The organism is Klebsiella sp. 2680 (assembly GCF_900198535.1).
Taxonomy (GTDB): domain Bacteria; phylum Pseudomonadota; class Gammaproteobacteria; order Enterobacterales; family Enterobacteriaceae; genus Klebsiella; species Klebsiella indica.
On sequence record NZ_FZNJ01000002.1, the window covers coordinates 1,020,694 to 1,039,466 of the forward strand.

Annotated in this window: 17 protein-coding genes; 3 read left to right on the plus strand and 14 right to left on the minus strand. The window is 55.8% G+C overall.

Annotated elements, in window-relative coordinates:
• Positions 1–96: 96 nt before the first annotated feature.
• The 3 genes from truA to pdxB form a co-directional block, all read right to left on the minus strand.
• Complete coding sequence (truA, locus tag FN037_RS12085; protein WP_138361405.1) at positions 97–906, minus strand: tRNA pseudouridine(38-40) synthase TruA; 810 nt, start codon at positions 904–906, stop codon at positions 97–99.
• Entirely contained in the window at positions 906–1,919 is a 1,014-nt protein-coding gene (locus tag FN037_RS12090) for an aspartate-semialdehyde dehydrogenase (RefSeq protein WP_142502333.1), read from the minus strand. Before FN037_RS12090 ends, truA begins: the two co-directional genes overlap by 1 nt.
• A gap of 62 nt (positions 1,920–1,981) precedes the next feature.
• Complete coding sequence (gene pdxB, locus FN037_RS12095) at positions 1,982–3,118, minus strand: 4-phosphoerythronate dehydrogenase PdxB (RefSeq protein ID WP_138361407.1); 1,137 nt, start codon at positions 3,116–3,118, stop codon at positions 1,982–1,984.
• 123 nt (positions 3,119–3,241) lie between these two features.
• Between pdxB and flk the strand changes: the two genes are divergently transcribed.
• Positions 3,242–4,201: a flagella biosynthesis regulator Flk gene (gene flk, locus FN037_RS12100; protein WP_138361408.1), complete on the plus strand. Its 960-nt coding sequence runs from the start codon at positions 3,242–3,244 to the stop codon at positions 4,199–4,201.
• A gap of 5 nt (positions 4,202–4,206) precedes the next feature.
• Here flk and FN037_RS12105 read toward each other — a convergent pair whose 3' ends face one another.
• Positions 4,207–5,415 carry an MFS transporter gene (locus FN037_RS12105; protein WP_142502334.1) on the minus strand — a complete coding sequence of 403 codons (1,209 nt, stop codon included), beginning with the start codon at positions 5,413–5,415 and terminating at the stop codon, positions 4,207–4,209.
• 204 nt (positions 5,416–5,619) lie between these two features.
• On the minus strand, positions 5,620–6,837 hold the full coding sequence (gene fabB, locus FN037_RS12110; RefSeq protein ID WP_138361410.1) for a beta-ketoacyl-ACP synthase I: 1,218 nt from the start codon (positions 6,835–6,837) through the stop codon (positions 5,620–5,622).
• A gap of 158 nt (positions 6,838–6,995) precedes the next feature.
• On the opposite strand from fabB, the gene mnmC reads away from it, so the two are divergent.
• A complete protein-coding gene (gene mnmC / locus FN037_RS12115; RefSeq protein WP_138361411.1) occupies positions 6,996–8,984 on the plus strand; it encodes a bifunctional tRNA (5-methylaminomethyl-2-thiouridine)(34)-methyltransferase MnmD/FAD-dependent 5-carboxymethylaminomethyl-2-thiouridine(34) oxidoreductase MnmC in 1,989 nt (662 codons plus the stop codon).
• Positions 8,985–9,254: 270 nt separating this feature from the next.
• Here the strand turns inward: mnmC and FN037_RS12120 are convergent, their stop codons facing one another.
• The 6 genes from FN037_RS12120 to prmB are packed head-to-tail and all read right to left on the minus strand — an operon-like array spanning position 9,255 to position 13,805.
• A complete protein-coding gene (locus FN037_RS12120; RefSeq protein WP_138361412.1) occupies positions 9,255–9,533 on the minus strand; it encodes a YfcL family protein in 279 nt (92 codons plus the stop codon).
• 31 nt (positions 9,534–9,564) lie between these two features.
• The gene (locus tag FN037_RS12125) at positions 9,565–10,113 is read right to left on the minus strand and encodes an elongation factor P hydroxylase (RefSeq protein WP_138361413.1); all 549 of its coding nucleotides are present in this window, start codon (positions 10,111–10,113) and stop codon (positions 9,565–9,567) included.
• On the minus strand, positions 10,113–10,922 hold the full coding sequence (locus FN037_RS12130) for a sulfite exporter TauE/SafE family protein (RefSeq protein ID WP_142502335.1): 810 nt from the start codon (positions 10,920–10,922) through the stop codon (positions 10,113–10,115). Before FN037_RS12130 ends, FN037_RS12125 begins: the two co-directional genes overlap by 1 nt.
• Positions 10,922–11,746 (minus strand): penicillin-insensitive murein endopeptidase, encoded by an 825-nt coding sequence (gene mepA / locus FN037_RS12135; protein ID WP_138361415.1) that lies wholly within the window; start codon positions 11,744–11,746, stop codon positions 10,922–10,924. Before mepA ends, FN037_RS12130 begins: the two co-directional genes overlap by 1 nt.
• Positions 11,747–11,749: 3 nt before the next feature.
• Positions 11,750–12,835: a chorismate synthase gene (gene aroC, locus FN037_RS12140; protein ID WP_142502336.1), complete on the minus strand. Its 1,086-nt coding sequence runs from the start codon at positions 12,833–12,835 to the stop codon at positions 11,750–11,752.
• Between the two features lie 37 nt (positions 12,836–12,872).
• A complete protein-coding gene (gene prmB / locus FN037_RS12145) occupies positions 12,873–13,805 on the minus strand; it encodes a 50S ribosomal protein L3 N(5)-glutamine methyltransferase (protein WP_138361417.1) in 933 nt (310 codons plus the stop codon).
• Between the two features lie 167 nt (positions 13,806–13,972).
• On the opposite strand from prmB, the gene smrB reads away from it, so the two are divergent.
• Positions 13,973–14,524: an endonuclease SmrB gene (gene smrB / locus FN037_RS12150; protein ID WP_138361418.1), complete on the plus strand. Its 552-nt coding sequence runs from the start codon at positions 13,973–13,975 to the stop codon at positions 14,522–14,524.
• A 20-nt stretch (positions 14,525–14,544) separates the two neighbouring features.
• Here the strand turns inward: smrB and sixA are convergent, their stop codons facing one another.
• The 3 genes from sixA to fadI form a co-directional block, all read right to left on the minus strand.
• Positions 14,545–15,030 carry a phosphohistidine phosphatase SixA gene (gene sixA / locus FN037_RS12155; protein WP_142502337.1) on the minus strand — a complete coding sequence of 162 codons (486 nt, stop codon included), beginning with the start codon at positions 15,028–15,030 and terminating at the stop codon, positions 14,545–14,547.
• 180 nt (positions 15,031–15,210) lie between these two features.
• Positions 15,211–17,397 carry a fatty acid oxidation complex subunit alpha FadJ gene (gene fadJ / locus FN037_RS12160; RefSeq protein ID WP_142502338.1) on the minus strand — a complete coding sequence of 729 codons (2,187 nt, stop codon included), beginning with the start codon at positions 17,395–17,397 and terminating at the stop codon, positions 15,211–15,213.
• Complete coding sequence (gene fadI / locus FN037_RS12165; RefSeq protein WP_142502339.1) at positions 17,397–18,707, minus strand: acetyl-CoA C-acyltransferase FadI; 1,311 nt, start codon at positions 18,705–18,707, stop codon at positions 17,397–17,399. Before fadI ends, fadJ begins: the two co-directional genes overlap by 1 nt.
• Between the last annotated feature and the right edge of the window lie 66 nt (positions 18,708–18,773).

Sequence of the window (18,773 nt, forward strand, 5' to 3'; positions counted from 1 at the left end):
CGCGTTGGCTGCGGCGTATCCGGTCCATCTATGCGCCGCCTTCCTGCTGGCGCCGTCGCGTGTTTATCATGCTGCTCGAATGACGTCGAGTATGTATTAGTCCGCCAAAAACAGCGGGCCCATCGGCATGACCGGCAGATCGTAGCGGGCCGGATAATCCACCGATACCAGATACAATCCCTCGGCCTTTGCCGTTGCGGCGGCAAGCGTCCGGTCTTTTGCCGCCAGAAGTTCTGCAATCCAGCTCTCTGGCTGGTTACCGGCACCTACTTCCATCAGGCTGCCGACAATATTCCTTACCATATGATGTACAAAGGCATTCGCTTTGATATCCACCACCACATAAGCGCCATAACGCGCGACGTTAATGTGCATCACGTTACGCCACGGCGTACGCGACTGGCACTGCACCGCCCGAAACGAAGTGAAATCATTCTCTCCCAGCAGACACTGGGCGGCGCGATGCATCCGCCCGGCATCCAGAGGAAGATAATAATGGGTGACGCCGCGGCTCAATATCGCCGGGCGCAAACGATGATTATAGATAACATAACGATAACGGCGCGCCGTGGCGCTGAAACGGGCGTGAAAGTCTTCCGGCACTGCCTTAACCCAGCGTACCGCGATATCGCCAGGTAAATTTGCATTAACCCCCAGCGTCCATGCCGCGTCTTTACGCAGCGCGCGGGTTTCAAAATGCACCACCTGCCCGGTGCCATGAACACCGGCGTCAGTACGCCCCGCGCAAAAGACGTTAACCGGCTCATTGGCCACCTGCGACAACGCCTTTTCCAGTTTTTCCTGTACGCTACGGACTTCGTTCTGCCGCTGCCAGCCATAATACTTGCTGCCGTCATACTCAATGCCCAGCGCAATTTTATAGACCGGCTGTTCCATCCCGGACATCAGTAGAGATACTCCTGAACCAGCTTCTCAGCAATTTTCACCGCGACCAGCGCGCCGCCAAAGCGAACATTATCGGCAACGGACCAGAACTGTACCTGCTCAGGCATACCGTAATCATTATGAACACACCCCACTGAAAGACGGGCGTTGCCGGATGCATCGCCCACCTGGGTCGGGAATTCGCTCTCCTCGGACAGCTCGATATCTTCGCCGCGGCCAAAAGCATCGCGCGCTTCTTCCGCCGCCAGCGGGCGTTGCGCTTCAAAGCTGACCATCTGCGCGTGGCCGTAGAACACCGGAGACTGGACAACGCTGGCGGAAATCATCAGACCGTCATCCTGCAGAATTTTACGTGCTTCATCGACAATACGGCGCTCTTCGCGCACGCTACCTTCACGATCGGGCAGCAATGGCAACATGTTGAATGCCAGTTGACGACCAAAGAAATCGTCTTCATCGATCGGCATACCATTCAGTAATTTGGCGCTTTGGCCAGCCAGCGCATCGACCGCCTTTTTCCCCTGTGCGGAAGCGGAAAGCAGGCTGGTTACGCTGATACGCGACAGACCGCTTTGATCGATCAACGGTTTCAACGCCGACAATAGCTGGCTGGTCAGGCTGTTTGGTACCGCGATAACATTGCGATTGCGGTAATCCGCAAGGACAAACGGATTCACATCCGGCACCACCAGCGGCACATCCGGCTCCAGCGCGAACAGGCCGCTTAAATCAATTACCAGGCAGCCCGCCTGAGTGGCCTCTTCGATATACGTCGCGGTTGCTTCAACACCGGCGGCAAAAAAGGCCAGTTGGGCCAGAGTCCAGTCAAATTCGGCAGCATCCTGAACGACAACCGACTTACCGGAAAAACGCAGATGTTCACCAGCGCTGTCACCCCGCGCCAGCGCATAAATATCCCCCACCGGGAACTGACGTTCGGCAAGAGTTTCGAGCAAGGCTTCGCCTACGGCGCCCGTTGCGCCCAGTACGGCAATATTCCAGCCTTCAGACATGGTGGTGTACTCCAGAAAAAAGCGCCCCTGCCGGCGTATCCGGCAGGCGCATTAAGATGATATTAACGAATCGGATGATGTACGGCATTAAAGCCCAGCTGACGCAACAGCGTCGCCGCCTGAGCATCGCTGCACTGTACGTACAACGACGACCATTCACGGCGTTCCTGATAATTTTTACGCAGCTTGTCGAACTCGCCCGCGACATCAGCGACTTTTCGCAACAGCGCATCATCGCGGCGCACATCATACACCAAATGAACCAGTCGTTTTAACGTTGCCTGATCGAGCGGTCCGTGCAACGTAATACGGCCAAACTCCGGTGCCGGTAGCAGCGTATCCAGCGCCACCTGCTGCGGATGACCGATAAACGCGCTATAGGCTTCAAAAACCTGGGTCGTGCCGCGCGCTTTCCCTTCCAGGGTATAGCCGGCAATGTGCGGTGTGCCAAGATCAACCCGCTTGAGCAATTCAGTATTCAGGTCCGGCTCCGGCTCCCAGACGTCCAGCACCACGCTTAACGGCGGGTTTTCCTCCAGGCATTTGAGCAGTGCGTCGTTATCCACCACCGCGCCGCGGCAGGCATTGATTAAAATCGCCCCCGGTTTCAGACGGCGAATCAGCGCCTCATCCGCCATGTGCAGCGTTTTATACTGCCCCTCTTTATATAGCGGCGTATGAAAGGTCAGAATATCCGCTTCCTGCACCAGCTCATCAAGGGGGCGGAAATCGCCCTCATCTCCGCGATCGGCACGCGGCGGATCGCAAAGCAGGGTTTTAATCCCCAGCGCCTCAAAGCGCTTCTGCAAACGCCCGCCGACGTTGCCGACGCCGACGATGCCAACCGTGCGATCGCGGAGCATAAAACCATCGCGTTCGGCCAGCATTAACAGCGCTGAAAACACATACTCCACCACCGCTATCGCGTTGCAGCCCGGCGCGGCGGAAAAACCGATCCCCGCCTGCGCCAGCCATTCCTGATCAACATGATCGGTGCCCGCGGTGGCGGTGCCGACGAATTTTATAGCCTTGCCGTCGAGCAGCGCCTGATTAACTTTAGTGACGGAACGAACCATCAGCGCATCGGCATCGTTTAACGCGTCGACCGGGACAGGACGACCCGCAACGGCCTTCACTTCCCCCAGACGGCTAAAAAGCTCACGCGCGTAGGGCATATTTTCATCAACAAGGATTTTCACGATTCAGTACCTGTCTGAGAGCGAGTGTAAACCGGGGAAGTGTGCCATAATCTTGCCGCCAGGAACATCATCCCCCGGCCCTTAGTACAGTAATTTAGTACAGTAATACGGAAAGGATTAGTCATGACGCAACCCGTTTCAGGTATGTCCGATCGCCCTCCGGAGACAGGCGAACCTCCGCTCACCATGCAGCAACGCACCGTACTCGAGCGCCAGATTACGCGCCTGGTGGCGTTAACATCGCAGCAAAATGCGGAAGTGTGGGCCGGTGTCAAACACGATCTGGGCCTGAAGAGTGATGCGCCGCTGTTGGCAAACCATTTTACGGCCGCGGAAAATAGCCTGAATCAACGCTTAATCCTTGCACAACAAAATCATCACCGGCGGCAGGTCCTGGCGCAACTGAGCGAACGGCTTAACCAGGGCAACACTCGCCAGGCGGTCAGCGATTATATTCGTCAACATGACGGGCAGACTTCACTGCACGCACTCACTCAGCCGCAGCTGGAAAATGTGCTGCAATTACTGCAAAGCGGCCAGCTCTCGATTCCTCAGCCTCAGCAGCGCCCGCCAACGCACCGCCCGCTGCTGCCTGCGGAACACAACACGCTCAATCAGCAGGTGACCAAACTTGCCGCCGCCACCGGTGAATCCAGTAAGCTCATCTGGCAGTCCATGCTGGAGCTCAGCGGCGTAAAAAGCGGGGAGCTGATCCCGGCTACCCACTTCACCCCGCTCTCATACTGGCTACACGCCCGGCAAACGCTCAGCGCGCAGGCGGCGCCAACGCTGACCTCGTTACAGGCCGCATTAAAACAGCCGCTTGAAGCGGCAGAGTGGCAAAAAGTGATGAGTTTTGCCCAAACCAGCTGGCACGTGACAGCGCAAACACCGCTAAGCGCGGCACAGTTGCTGACCCTGCTTAACAAAATCTTTGTTCTCAGAGTCGCCAGAGCACAGGAGACACTGACCATTCCCCCGGTTCAGTCTCCCCCCGCCTCGCCCAGACGGGTATTCAAAAAACCGTGGGTCATCGCGCTGACGCTGATCGTACTACTCATCCTGCTGTGGTTGATGATGTAAAACCATCATCCCCCCGTATGCCGGACCAGGGTACTCGCCTGGTGGCGCAATGACAGTAGCGTCACCACAATCCCCAGAACAGCGCATATCGCTGCGGCCAGGAAGACGGAAGAGTAGCCTAAAGAAGTCGCCAGCAGCCCGGTAAGCGGCCCCGTCACGCCATAAGAGATGTCCTGAAACGCGGCATAGCCGCCAAGCGCAGTGCCGCGCACCTGGGGCGGCACCCGCTTCACGACCTCTACCCCCAGCGCCGGGAAGATAAGCGAACAGCCGCAGCCGGTTAGCGCGGCCCCCGCCAGAGCCACCCAGGCATTTGGCGCCAGCCAAAGCAGCGTCAACCCTATCGCTTCGATCAGCAGCGAAACGGTGGCGACCTTCACGCCGCCAAAACGATCCGGCATCCAGCCAAACAGCACGCGCATCAGCACAAACGCCCCGCCAAACGCGGTTAACGTAAAACCGGCCATCGCCCAGCCATTGCTGGCAAAATAGAGCGAAATGAATGTGCCTATCGCGGCGAAACCCACGCCCTGCAGCCCAAGTCCAATACCTGCCCGCCAGATCATCCCCACAACGCTCCACAGCGACGGGCGCTCGCCACCGTGAGCCGGTATTTTTGGCACCGTACCGTTGATCGCCCATGCGACTAACGGCAACAGCATGGTGACGCAGGCCAGCACAGGGATACCATAATGGCTGTAGATTAACAGTCCCAACGGGGCCCCTGTCGCTAGCGAGCCATATATTGCCATACCATTCCACGACATCACCTTACCGGAACGCGATGGCCCCACCAGCCCCATGCCCCAGCTCAGGTTACCCGTCAGCAGTTGGCTTTCGCCAAACCCAAGAATCAGACGCCCGACAATCAGTATGCCAAACTTCGCCAAAACCGATACCGGCAACAGCGCAGCGCACAGCCAGGCGCCGCCCGCCAGCGCACAGGCCAGCATCCCCTGGAGTACGGAGCGCTTCGCGCCATACTGATCCGCCAGGCGACCGGCATAGCCGCGAGTTAACACGGTTGCCAGAAACTGGATACCTACGGCGATACCCACCATAGTGTTGCCAAAGCCCAGTTCCTGATGGACAAACAAAGGGATCACGGTCAGCGGCAGACCGACGGTCATATAGGTCAGGAAAATGGCAAGCGTGATACGAAATAACGAACCGTTCGCTGAAGAGGAGATTGTGGTTTTCATTACTGCAGACATGCTTTACTCCAGTTCGCAGAGTAAGGCGGGGTAATAGCCACGCCTTCTCCACCTGATTGTCAGGATTAAGGCGCGTTGGATGACGTTAAACGCTTACGCATTATCGGAGAGAATAATGTTGTGGCAGGAGTTTGCCTGCAGACGCAAGGGTCTGTCAACAGGATAAAAAAGGAGCCGACTGGCTCCTTTTTCAACGATGGCAGGTTATGCCTTGTATTTGCGCATCACCAGCGTGGCGTTGGTGCCGCCAAAACCGAAGCTGTTAGACATAACCGTCGTCAGCGCACGTTCTGTCGGCTCGGTCACGATGTTCAGCCCTGCAGCCTGCTCGTCCAACTCTTCAATGTTGATGCTCGGGGCGATAAAACCGTGTTCCAGCATCAGCAGCGAGTAGATAGCTTCCTGCACGCCTGCAGCGCCCAGGGAGTGGCCGGTCATCGCTTTTGTGGCGGAGATTGCCGGGCTGTTATCACCGAAGACTTCGCGAATCGCGCCCAGCTCTTTCACATCGCCAACCGGCGTGGAAGTACCGTGAGAGTTCAGATAATCGATAGGAGTATCAACGCCGTGCATCGCCATCTTCATGCAGCGCACCGCGCCTTCGCCGGATGGCGCAACCATATCCGCACCGTCGGACGTTGCGCCGTAACCAACAATTTCAGCATAGATATGCGCACCGCGCGCCAGAGCGTGTTCCAGCTCTTCAACGACAACCATACCGCCGCCGCCGGCGATAACAAAACCGTCACGATGGGTATCATAGGTACGGGAGGCTTTTGCTGGTGTTTGGTTGTACTTGGTGGATAATGCGCCCATCGCGTCGAATTCACAGGCCATTTCCCAGCACAGCTCTTCGCCGCCGCCAGCAAACACGATGTCCTGTTTGCCCAGCTGGATTTGTTCAACCGCATTGCCGATACAGTGAGCGGAAGTCGCACATGCGGAGCTGATGGAGTAGTTCACGCCGTGGATTTTGAAAGGTGTCGCGAGGCAAGCGGACACCGCAGATGCCATCGCTTTGGTCACCACATAAGGCCCCACGGCTTTCAGACCACGCGGACTACGCATTGCGTCAGCGCCGAAAACCTGAGATTTAGAAGAACCGCCAGAACCGGCAATCAGGCCCACACGCGGGTTGTTCTGATAAACCTCGTCTTTCAGGCCAGCATCTTCGATCGCCTGCTGCATGGAGAGATAGGAATAGATAGAGGCATCGTTCATGAAACGAACCACTTTGCGGTCAATCATACCGGCTGTGTCCAGCTTGACGTTACCCCATACGTGGCTACGCATTCCTGAATCTTTAAATTCTTCAGAGAAAGTGATCCCGGAGCGTCCTTCACGCAGAGATGCCAGGACTTCCTGCTGGTTATTACCAATGCTGGAAACGATGCCCAGGCCAGTAATCACTGCACGTTTCATTCAATACCTCTGTAAGTCACACTATATTAAGTTTCGTGTCGCACAATAGCGTACACTTGTACGCCGAACAAGTCCGATCAGACAATTTATGTATAAATTTGCGCCTCCCGGCACACATCGTTAAGATCGTGCTACACCTTGTGATTCGAGTAACTTACGTGAAACAAAACGCTATACAACCTGCCAGGCTGGAATTCAATGCTGAGGGTACACCTGTTTCCCGAGATTTCGACGACGTCTACTTTTCCAATGACAACGGTCTGGAAGAGACACGCTACGTTTTTCTCGGCGCTAACCAGATCAACGAACGTTTTCCCGTTCATCCGCGCCCGTTATTTATTGTCGCCGAAAGCGGATTCGGCACTGGCCTTAACTTCCTCACGCTCTGGCAGGCGTTTGACGTTTTTCACCGCGATAACCCTGACGCTACCCTGCAAAGATTACATTTCATCAGTTTTGAAAAATTTCCTCTGCAAGCGGAAGACCTGCGTCTGGCGCATCAGCGCTGGCCAGAGCTGGTGCCATGGGCGGAACAGCTTCAGGCGCAGTGGCCGTTGCCGATCGCAGGCTGTCATCGCCTGCTGCTGGATAACGGGCGCGTAACCCTCGATTTGTGGTTTGGCGATATCAACGAACTGACCGACGAGCTGGATGATTCACTGAATCAGCAGGTAGATGCATGGTTCCTTGACGGCTTTGCCCCGGCGAAAAACCCGGATATGTGGACGCCGACGCTCTTTTCCGCCATGGCCCGCCTGGCGAGACCTGGCGGCACCCTGGCCACCTTTACCTCCGCCGGTTTTGTTCGTCGTGGGCTACAGGAAGTCGGGTTCAGCATGCGGAAGCGCAAAGGGTTTGGCCGCAAGCGTGAAATGCTTACCGGCGAAATGGCGCAAACGCTGACCTTCCCTTTGCGTACGCCATGGTTCTCCCGTCGCGGAACGGAACTGCGCGAGGCGGCGATTATCGGTGGGGGGATCGCCAGCGCCCTGCTCTCTCTGGCGCTGCTGCGCCGTGGATGGCAGGTTACGTTATATTGCGCCGACAGCGCTCCGGCGGAAGGCGCTTCCGGCAACCGTCAGGGCGCGCTTTATCCGCTGCTAAGCCAACACGATCCGGCGCTGGCCCGTTTTTTTCCGGCGGCGTTTACTTTTGCCCGCCGCCTGTACGACATGCTTCCGGTGCCGTTTGAGCATGACTGGTGCGGTGTTACCCAGTTGGGTTGGGATGAAAAAAGCGCGCAGAAAATTGCCCAGATGCTCACCCTTAACCTGCCCCAGGAAATCGCCGTTGCTGTAAACGCGCAGACTACAGCAGACATCACCGGCGTGGAAACCGGCTGCGGAGGGATAAGCTATCCCGCTGGCGGCTGGCTCTGCCCACAACAGCTAACCGCCGAGATTCTCTCCCTCGCCGCCACCCAGGGATTACGTGTTCACTACAATTTCCCCGTTGAGACTATCAGCGCTGATGGTAACGGCTGGCAATTGAACCAGCGGCAGTACCATGAGATCGTGGTGCTGGCGAATGGCCATCAGGTAACCCGTTTCGTCCAGACGGCGCATCTCCCGATGTATCCGGTTGCCGGGCAGGTCAGCCATATTCCCACCACGGCAGGGTTATCACAATTGCGTCAGGTCCTGTGCTACGACGGCTATCTGACGCCGCAAAATCCGCATAATCAACAGCACTGCATTGGCGCGAGCTATCATCGCGGGGAGACGAATACGGATTTCAGCCCGGAAGATCAGCGACAGAATCGTCAACGCCTGATTGACTGTTTCCCGCTGGCGGAATGGGCACAGGAGGTGGATATCAGCGCAAACGAGGCCCGTTGCGCCGTGCGCTGTGCCACGCGCGATCATTTACCAATGGTCGGAAATGTGCCCGATTATGACGCCACCTTACGTGAGTATGCCTCGCTGGTTGAACATCCTGAGCAGGCCGGAGAAGCACCGGTTCACCGCAATCTGTATATGCTGGGGGCTCTGGGTTCACGCGGTTTATGTTCCGCGCCTCTGGCGGCGGAGATTCTGGCGGCGCAAATGAGTGAGGAGCCGTTACCGATGGACAGGGAAACGTTAGCGGCGCTGAATCCAAATCGTTTGTGGGTAAGAAAGCTGCTGAGAGGCAAAGCGGTAAAATAATTGAGGAAAGCTGAATCCGAGCTAAGGCTGAGGCGAACAACACACCGGTATCAGATATTGTGGCCCACATTTACTACGCCGGATGGCGGCTGCGCCTTATTCGGTCGACATGACCTTCTGCATCCGGCGACGTAAGCCCGTGCAGCGCACGCTGCCGGGCAATTCCAAAAGACTGCACTTTGTCAGCAATCTGGCTGAAGCTGTAACTCGCTTAATCGACCAGCATCAAAGCCCGGTCAGGTGAAAACCGGGCTTCGTCAAAAAAGGAACCTACGACCGCACCGCCTGCTGATACAAATTATCCCACATACTCTGCACCAGAATCTGATCCGGTGGAGAAAGCTCCCCCGCGCTGATGGCTTTTTCCAGACTCTGGCTCACCTTACTATGTACTGCTTCCACGCTATGTTCACCCTCACCCTCCAGTTCGGCCACCGCCAGCGTCAGATGGCCGCGCAGATAACCGCCAGCAAACAGTTCATCATCGCTGGCGTGGTCTACCATATTGTCAATTAACGCCAGAATGCGTGATTCAAACTCCGCGATCATCTTCTTTCCTCATTTATCGATAAGTGTGGCCTTAGCGCAGGTCTTCCGGCCACGGGAATTGTTCCGCCGTCAAAGGTGGCGTTTGATAATATTGCTGTAACGCTTTAATGAAACGCGCCGGACGTTCGGGTATCCCCTGCGCCAGATAAATCATGACCTGAGCATGTACCCGCCGCTGAAAAGCAATGCGATCGGGTTCGAAATCCCCCTCCAGGTTGTCACAACTGACGTTGAACGGATAGCCCGCCGCCACGCAAAACAGCCACTCTAGCGCCTGAGGCTTCACCTCAACGTCTTCAAATTTAGACTGGGTCATCGCATCGCGGCCATCCGGGCAGTACCAGTAGCCAAAATCCACCAGCTCACGGCGCGCCTTTCCGGCGATGCACCAGTGCGAAATCTCATGCAGTCCGCTGGCATAAAACCCGTGAGCAAAAACGATGCGGTGGTACGGCGCATCATCATCTGCCGGAAGGTAGATTGGCTCATCGTCGCCTTTAATCAGACGGGTATTAAAATCATCAGCAAAACAGCCGTCGAAAATAGCGATCAGCTGTTCATATTTATGCGTGCTGTTCATTAATGCATTCCCAGCCAATTAAGGATCTCCTGTCCGTGGCTGCTATAAAGAAGTTTTGCACTCATCACCGCCGAGACCACAACGATCATCGGCCTAATCAGCGATTGTCCTTTACTCAGAACCAGCCGTGAGCCCACTCGGGCTCCAATAAATTGCCCGGCCATCATCACAAAACCCGTCGCCCAGATCACCTTGCCGCCAATAATAAACAGCAGCAGCCCTCCCATGTTAGAGGTCGCATTAAGCAATTTAGCGTGGGCGGTCGATTTCGCCAGATTGAAACCCGCCAGCGAGACAAACGCCAGCGCGTAGAAAGAGCCTGCGCCAGGGCCAAAAAAGCCATCATAAAAACCCACGCAGCCGCCAGCAACCAGCGCAAACGGCAGGCCATACAGACGCCGCTGCCGATCGTTTTCGCCTAATTTTGGCATCAGCAGAAAATAGAGGCCTATACCGATAATCAGAATCGGCAAAATCTGCTTAAGGATATCGGACTGAACGTGCTGAACCAGCAGCGCACCGCTGGTAGAACCGAGAAAAGTCATCAGAATATTGAGCTTCTGATCGGCCAGATTCACCACTTTGCGACGGATAAAATACAGCGAAGCGGACAGCGAGCCGCCGCACGCCTGTAGCTTGTTGGTCGCCAGCGCCTGCGCGGGAGGAAGACCCGCCGCCATCAACGCCGGTACGGTTAACAACCCGCCGCCGCCCGCCAGTGAATCAATAAACCCTGCCATTACCGCCACAAAGAACAGCATGCCCAATACTGTCGGTGACACCATAAAGAGATTGATAAAACTATCCATTAAAGAACATGCTCATCCAGTAGTACCTGGCATGAAGGCGGCAACGGTGGCGGCGTCTTCTTCACAGGAGGGGTTGAGGGGGGTTTTGGGGGTTCAAACCAGCTTTGTAATTCGGCACCGCAACCATCGCCAGCCGGAGGAGGCGCCTGGTCTTCACACTCGTAGCTATCCGCCGGACAACGCAGGCGCACATGCATATGCGCGCGATGCTGGAACCACGGGCGCACTTTGCGTAACCAGCCGCGATCGCTCCCGGCATCGAGACATAGCTGCTGCTTGATCGCCGGGTTAACGAAAATGCGCGTCACTTCGCTATCTTCCGCCGCCATTTTAATCAGTTCACTGATTTGCGGACGCCACAAAGACGGCACCACGTGTTTGCCATCGCGAGCGACCAGATCCAACGCCTGCGGTTTCAGAAGTTGCGCGGAACTCCAGCGCCTCTGCGGAAGCTGGAGAAATATATCGACATCCAGTCCGGACTGGTGGCTGGCATGGCCGCCGTTGAAACGGCCACCGGCTGGCATTCCCATGTCGCCAATCAGCACCGTTCCCATGCCTTTATTGTGTACCTGATTGCTCAGACGCTGAATAAACTGCACGAGATTCGGATGGCCGAAGTAGCGCCGCTGATCGGTACGCATCACCTGATAGCTGCTGGAGTTTAACGGCAGCGCTTGCGCGCCGACGATGCAACCATTAGCGAACGCGCCAATTGACTGCGGCTTGCCGCTGATGGGGTGCGTGATTTTCTGCCACGGCGTCGCGGCCAGGCAGGTAGCGCTGGCCAATAAGGCCAGCAGTGCGATAACGGTTTTTTTCATCGGTTACCAGCGTGGGATTGATGTCGTCACGTCGCCATTTTGCGCGCGCTGACGCATGAAGTGATCCATTAACACAATCGCCAGCATCGCTTCGGCAATGGGTACCGCGCGAATACCGACGCAAGGATCGTGACGCCCTTTGGTGATCATCTCGACCTCTTCGCCAAAGCGGTTAATCGTATGCCCTGGAACGGTAATGCTGGAAGTCGGCTTCAGCGCGATATTGGCAACAATCTGCTGGCCGCTGCTGATACCGCCGAGAACGCCGCCCGCATGGTTGCTCTGGAAACCTGATTTAGTAATTTCATCGCGATTCTCGCTTCCGCGAAGTTTTACCACATCAAAACCATCGCCAATTTCCACGCCCTTGACCGCATTGATACTCATCAGCGCATGCGCAATATCTGCATCCAGGCGGTCAAACACCGGCTCGCCCAGGCCCGGAGGAACACCATCAGCCACCACGGTCACTTTCGCCCCGATAGAGTCGCCCTCTTTTTTCAGCCCGCGCATCAGTTCATCAAGCGCGGTGATTTTGTCCGGGTCCGCGCAGAAGAACGGGTTCAGTTCAACCTGATCCCACTCTTTTATCGCCAGCGGAATATCCCCCATCTGGGTCAGGCAGCCGCGAATGACGATACCCAATTTCTCAGCGAGAAATTTTTTGGCAATCGCCCCGGCAGCCACACGCATAGCGGTTTCTCGCGCAGAAGAACGACCGCCGCCGCGATAATCGCGCAGGCCATATTTCTGCTCATAGGTGTAATCGGCGTGCCCGGGACGGAAAAGATCCTTAATGGCGCCATAGTCCTGAGAACGCTGGTCGGTATTCTCAATCAGCAGACCAATGCTGGTGCCGGTTGTCACGCCTTCAAACACGCCGGAGAGGATCTTCACCTGATCCGGTTCGCGGCGCTGGGTGGTATAGCGCGACGTTCCCGGACGGCGACGGTCGAGATCGTGCTGGAGATCGGCTTCGGTCAGCGAGATGCCTGGCGGCACGCCGTCAACGATGCAGCCCAGCGCCAGACCGTGCGACTCACCGAAAGTCGTCACGCGAAAGAGTTGTCCAATTGTGTTTCCTGCCATCACGGCTCCATTATTGTCGTTATGTTTGCGTGTTGTTTTAGTCTTTATAGATGCCGAAATGCGCGCGGGCGGCAATCAGCTGCGGTTTGCTCAGCATAAAGACGCCATCGCCGCCATTTTCAAATTCCAGCCAGGTAAATGGAACGTCAGGATACTGCTCCATCAGATGTACCATGCTGTTACCCACTTCACAAATCAGGATACCGTCATCGCTGAGATAATCCGGCGCGCAGGCGAGAATGCGGCGGGTCAACTTCAGGCCGTCGCTACCGGAAGCCAGTCCGAGAACCGGTTCATGGCGATATTCCCCCGGCAGGTCAGACATATCTTCTTCATCAACATAAGGCGGATTGGTGACGATCAGATCGTACTGCACCTTCGGCAGATCGCGGAAGAGATCGGAGCGGATCGGCGTAACGTGATGAATTAAGCCGTGATCTTCCACGTTCTGTTCTGTAACGGCCAGCGCGTCAGGAGAGATATCAACCGCATCGACTTCCGCTTCCGGGAAAGCGTATGCGCAGGCGATAGCGATACAGCCGCTGCCGGTGCACATGTCGAGGATGTGTTGAGGCGAGTGGTCAATCAACCCCGCAAACCGGTTATTAATCAGCTCGCCAATCGGTGAACGGGGCACCAGCACGCGCTCATCCACATAAAATTCATGGCCGCAGAACCAGGCTTTGTTGGTCAGATAGGCAACCGGAATGCGCTCGTTAATACGGCGAATGACGCGCTCAACAATACGGTGTTTTTCGCTGGAGGTCAGACGCGCGGTGCGCATATCTTCCGGAATATCAAGGGGCAGATATAGCGACGGCATAACCAGTTGCACCGCTTCATCCCACGGATTATCGGTGCCGTGTCCATACCAGATATTTGCAGCGCTGAAGCGGCTTACCGCCCAACGCAGCATGTCCTGAATGGTATGAAGCTCATTAACGGCCTCATCAATAAAAATTTTATCCACGCTCTCCCCCAGGGCACGCTCTGCTATAAATTCGGCGGCTAGTTTGCCATGAAGACGGGGATAAATCAGCATTCTTACGTCAGGCTGAAGGGGAAAAATAGGTTTTCCTTGCCTGAATGTACGGCGAGTCGGGTAAACTAACGGCAAAGAAACAATGAGATCAGGTAATGAAAAAGAAAACATCGCTAAGTAAGGAGGATCAGGCATTGTTCCGGCAACTGATGGCCGGTACGCGTCAGATTAAGCAGGACACCATTGTTCACCGCCCGCTGCGCAAGAAGGTGAGTGAAGTAGCGCCAAAGCGTCTGCTCCAGGAGCAGGCAGACAATAGTCACTACTTTTCCGATGAGTTTCAGCCTCTGCTGAATACCGAAGGAGCGGTTAAGTACGTGCGCTCAGACGTCAGCCACTTTGAACTGAAAAAACTACGCCGCGGCGATTATTCGCCGGAGCTGTTTCTCGACCTGCACGGTCTGACCCAGCAACAAGCCAAACAGGAACTGGGAGCGTTGATCGCCGCCTGCCGCCGGGAACATGTGTTCTGCGCCAGCGTGATGCACGGGCATGGAAAGCATATTCTCAAACAGCAAACACCGCTATGGCTGGCGCAGCATCCGCATATTATGGCCTTTCATCAGGCGCCAAAAGAGTACGGCGGGAACGCCGCACTGCTGATACTGATCGAAGTTGAAGAGTGGCAACCACCGGAACTTCCGTAATACATCAGCCCCGGCGGGAATCAGATAGCTTTCGCCATCTTCAAATTGAAGGGACTCACTTGCCAGTTAAATATACCTTTACCGTCATCATCAAGTGTGACGCAGGCAATCGCCGAGGTGGCGAACATCGGCGGCGTTTCTCCCGGGCACAGCTCTGAAACGAGGTAGCCGACGAGCGGCAGGTGAGACATGACCAACGCCGTTGCCACCCCCTCATTTGCCAGCGCCTGAAGATAAGCACTGACGATACCAACATCGCCGCACGGCGTCAGTTCCGGCATGACGTCGACATCTTTTGGCAGACTCATGCACTCCCTGACGATCTCCAGCGTCTGTTCCGCACGCAGGTAGGGACTGACCAGAACCCGCTCAATATCCACTTTTTGGCTTTTCAGCCAGGTTGCCATCTGATGCGACTCATCGCAACCACAGACGGTTAATGGACGAACCGAGTCACTGGCTGCATCGAGGGCAGCGTCGCCGTGACGCATGATAAAAACTTGCATATTGCACCGCTTTTGTTAACCAGAAGCACCGCTGTCTTACCCGCGCAGACAATACACGGGCGACCCGGTGGCCGGGCATTGTGCCTGATCCATTCCACGAATGAAATGCTGTTTTTTACCTCAATGGCGTAAGTATAGTCAACCATTGCTTACAAAATAGACAGAAGACAACATCATCCATTACCGGAATACATAACCGGATTCACCTTCTTTGACCTCAACTTTGCTCGTCCGTTCATTCGCGGGCCAGAAGGTTGCCCCCTGTTTAGCCATATGTAATAAAGTGTCACATGGTGTAAAACGCGGGCCGTACTGTGCGGCGAGGCGCTGCAAAATCGCCACAACCTCTCCTGCGCCCAGCATATCCATATAGCGAAACGGGCCACCAAGAAACGGCGGGAAACCAATGCCAAACACCGCGCCGAGATCGCCGTCACGGGCGCTACGAATAATCTGCTCATCGAAACAACGCGCCGCTTCGTTGAGCATCATCATCACACAACGTTCCGCCACCTGCTGCGCGGACAAGCGCGCCTGTGGAGAAGAGACCCCCAGCAAAGGATAAACAACCGGGTCGGGCCGTTTTTTGCTTTTACGCCCTTTTGTCTTATAAAGATACAAACCCCGGTTATTTTTTCTACCTTTGCGATCGTCATTCAGAATCGAGCTAATGATGTTTGCTGGCGGGCTAAAACGTTCCCCCCAGGCCGCTTCCAGCACGGGGATAATTTTGGTGCCGGTATCGATTCCCACTTCATCGAGCAACTGAACAGGGCCAACCGGAAAACCGAACTTCACCAGAGCGTTATCGATATGCTCAATCGGTTCACCTTCCGTTAATAAATGCATCGCTTCATTAATATAAGGAGCCAGAATGCGGTTAACATAAAAACCCGCTTTGTCGGCAACAACGATAGGCGTTTTCCCTTGCAGCTTCGCCAGTTTCACCACCGTTGCAATCGTTTGTTGATCGGTACCGGCATGGGGAATCACCTCCACCAGCGGCATTTTTTCTACCGGGCTGAAGAAGTGTAGCCCGATAACTCGCTGCGGCCTGCTCGCCAGAGCCGCAATCTCGCCGATCGGTAATGATGACGTATTCGATGCAAAGATGGTCTCCGCATGACAGTGCTGCTCAACTTCACGCACCATTTTTTGCTTAAGGGAAAGGTCTTCAAATACCGCTTCGATCACCACATCGCGGTGAGCAAATCCCTGGTAATCCAGAGAGCCGGAAATGAGCGCCAGCTGACGATCGCGCTCGCTGGCCCGCAGATAGCGGCGGCGAACCTGCTTGTCGAGCAGGTCCCAGCTGTACCTCAGTGCGTGATTAATCCCGCCATGATTAATGTCCTTAATACGTACTGGCAGCCCTCCCCTGCACGCGGTAACCCAGGCGATGCCACCACCCATTAATCCGCCGCCAAGAACGCCGACACTACGCAGTTCACCAGGTTCAGCATCCGCGCCGCGATCTTTTTTCAGATCGGTACTGGCGAAAAAAACCGACCGCAGCGCCTGCGATTGTGGCGTCATCGCCAGCTCGCCAAAGGCGCGCGCCTCTTCGCTATATCCGCGATTACTGCCCTGTGCCAGCCCGATCGCCATCACCTGCAAAATACGTTCGGTCGCCGGATAGTTGCCCTGCGTCTTCTGATAGGTTTTTTTTTCTACTAACCGAAACAACAGGCTACGCGCCAGGGGGCCAGCAAGTATGCGCTCGCGCAGCGGAAGATGACGACTTTTCGGCCCCCCTTTCAGCGCCAGCTCCACGGCGGTTTGCAACAAAATAGTCTGCGGCACGACATCATCAACCAGCCCGGCCTTAAGCGCCTGCCGCGGACGAAGCTGCTTTCCGGTCAGAATCATATCGAGCGCACCGCTGAGGCCGATTAATCGCGGTAAACGCTGAGTGCCGCCAGATCCCGGCAGCAGCCCTAGCTGAACTTCAGGCAATCCAAGCCGGGTTTTATCATCGTCGCTACACACTCGCCCGTGGCAAGCCAGCGCCAGCTCAAGGCCGCCTCCCAGACAGGCTCCATGAATAGCGGCAATAACCGGAATCGACAGGCCGTGAATCTCGGTCATAATTTGCTGCCCCTCACGGGCCAGCGATTCCGCTTCCTGCGCGCTCGCGCAGCGGGCAATCATGTTAATATCCGCCCCGGCGATAAAATTATCCGGTTTTGCCGAAATAAACACCGCGCCGCGCAGGTCTTTATTATCATGAATCTGACGGATAATTCGCCGAACCTCACTGATAAACTCGGCTTTCAGGGTATTCATTTTTTCGCCGGGAGCATCAATCGTAATAACGGCGATATTGTCCGGACGAATATCAAGCGCAAATGCCGATACGGTTTCCATTATTCGGCCTCCAGAATCATGGCTGAACCGAGTCCGCCCGCCGCGCAGGCAGTGACCAGACCAAACCCGCCTCCGCGACGCCGCAGTTCATGCAGGGTTTGGGTTATCATCCGCGCGCCGGTGGCGGCAAACGGATGACCGTAAGCAATCGACCCGCCAAGGACGTTAAATTTGCGCTCATCCACGTCTCCCGTCGCCTGTGAACGGCCAAGCACTTCGCGGGCAAAGCGTTCGCTGGCCATACAGTGTAAATTGGCCAGCGTTTGCGCGGCGAAGGCTTCGTGCATATCAATCAGCGTTAAATCAGCCAGCGTGAGTCCCGCTCTTTCCAGCGCCAGCGGCGTCGCCCACGCAGGCCCCAGCAGCATATCCTGGCGGACATCGATGGCGGTGAAAGCGTAACTGCGCAAATAGCCCAACGGAATAAGGCTCAGCTCTTTAGCCCGGGACTCGGTCATCAGAAGCACCGCCGCCGCCCCGTCGGTTAATGGCGTACTGTTAGCGGCGGTCACCGTTCCGTGTTTGCGGTCAAAGGCCGGACGTAATTTTTGGTAATCAGACAGTGTTGAATTCTTACGAATATTGTTGTCCTGTTCCAGCGGTTCCCGGAACGGGGGGGTATACGCAGTCATAACTTCTGCTGATAGTTTACCCTCTTCCCACGCTCTGGCTGCCAACTGGTGCGAACGAAGCGCCAGCTGGTCCTGCTGTTCACGCGTAATTCCCCAGGTTTTCGCCATCTGCTCGGCGGTATCCCCCATCCGCAGCCCGGTAGAATACTCAGCAACCGCTGGCGGCACGGGAAGAAGATCGCGAAAGCGCAGACGGGAAAAGAGCTTCAGACGCTGGCTCAGGGTACGGGCTTTGTTCGCATCAACCAGAGTTCGGGCAAGTTTTTTGCTGACGCCAATCGGCAACACGGAAGAGGAGTCGGCCCCGCCAGCGATACCGGCGCGGATAGTTCCCGCCATCAGGCTTTCCGCAACGTTGGCCACGGCCTGGAAACTGGTCGCACAGGCACGACTGACGCTGTAGGCATCAGTATGTACGCTCATGCCGGTTCCCAGCACAATTTCCCGGGCGATATTCGGCGCTTCCGGCATCTGTACCACCTGGCCAAAGACCAGTTGTTCTATTATTTCCGCGGGAATATTGCTGCGAGCGAGCATTTCGCCAACCACCAGCTTGCCTAAATCAACGGCAGGAATACCGTGGAATGCCGTTGCCTGTCGGGCAAACGGGGTACGTAAGCCGCTGATAATAGCAATACGATCGCCCTGACGGGTGACCAGCGGTAATACCTGACTCATAACATGCCCCTGTTAACCAATAAGACAAAGTGGTCTGACCTGATAACAGTTTTAACCAATATTTTA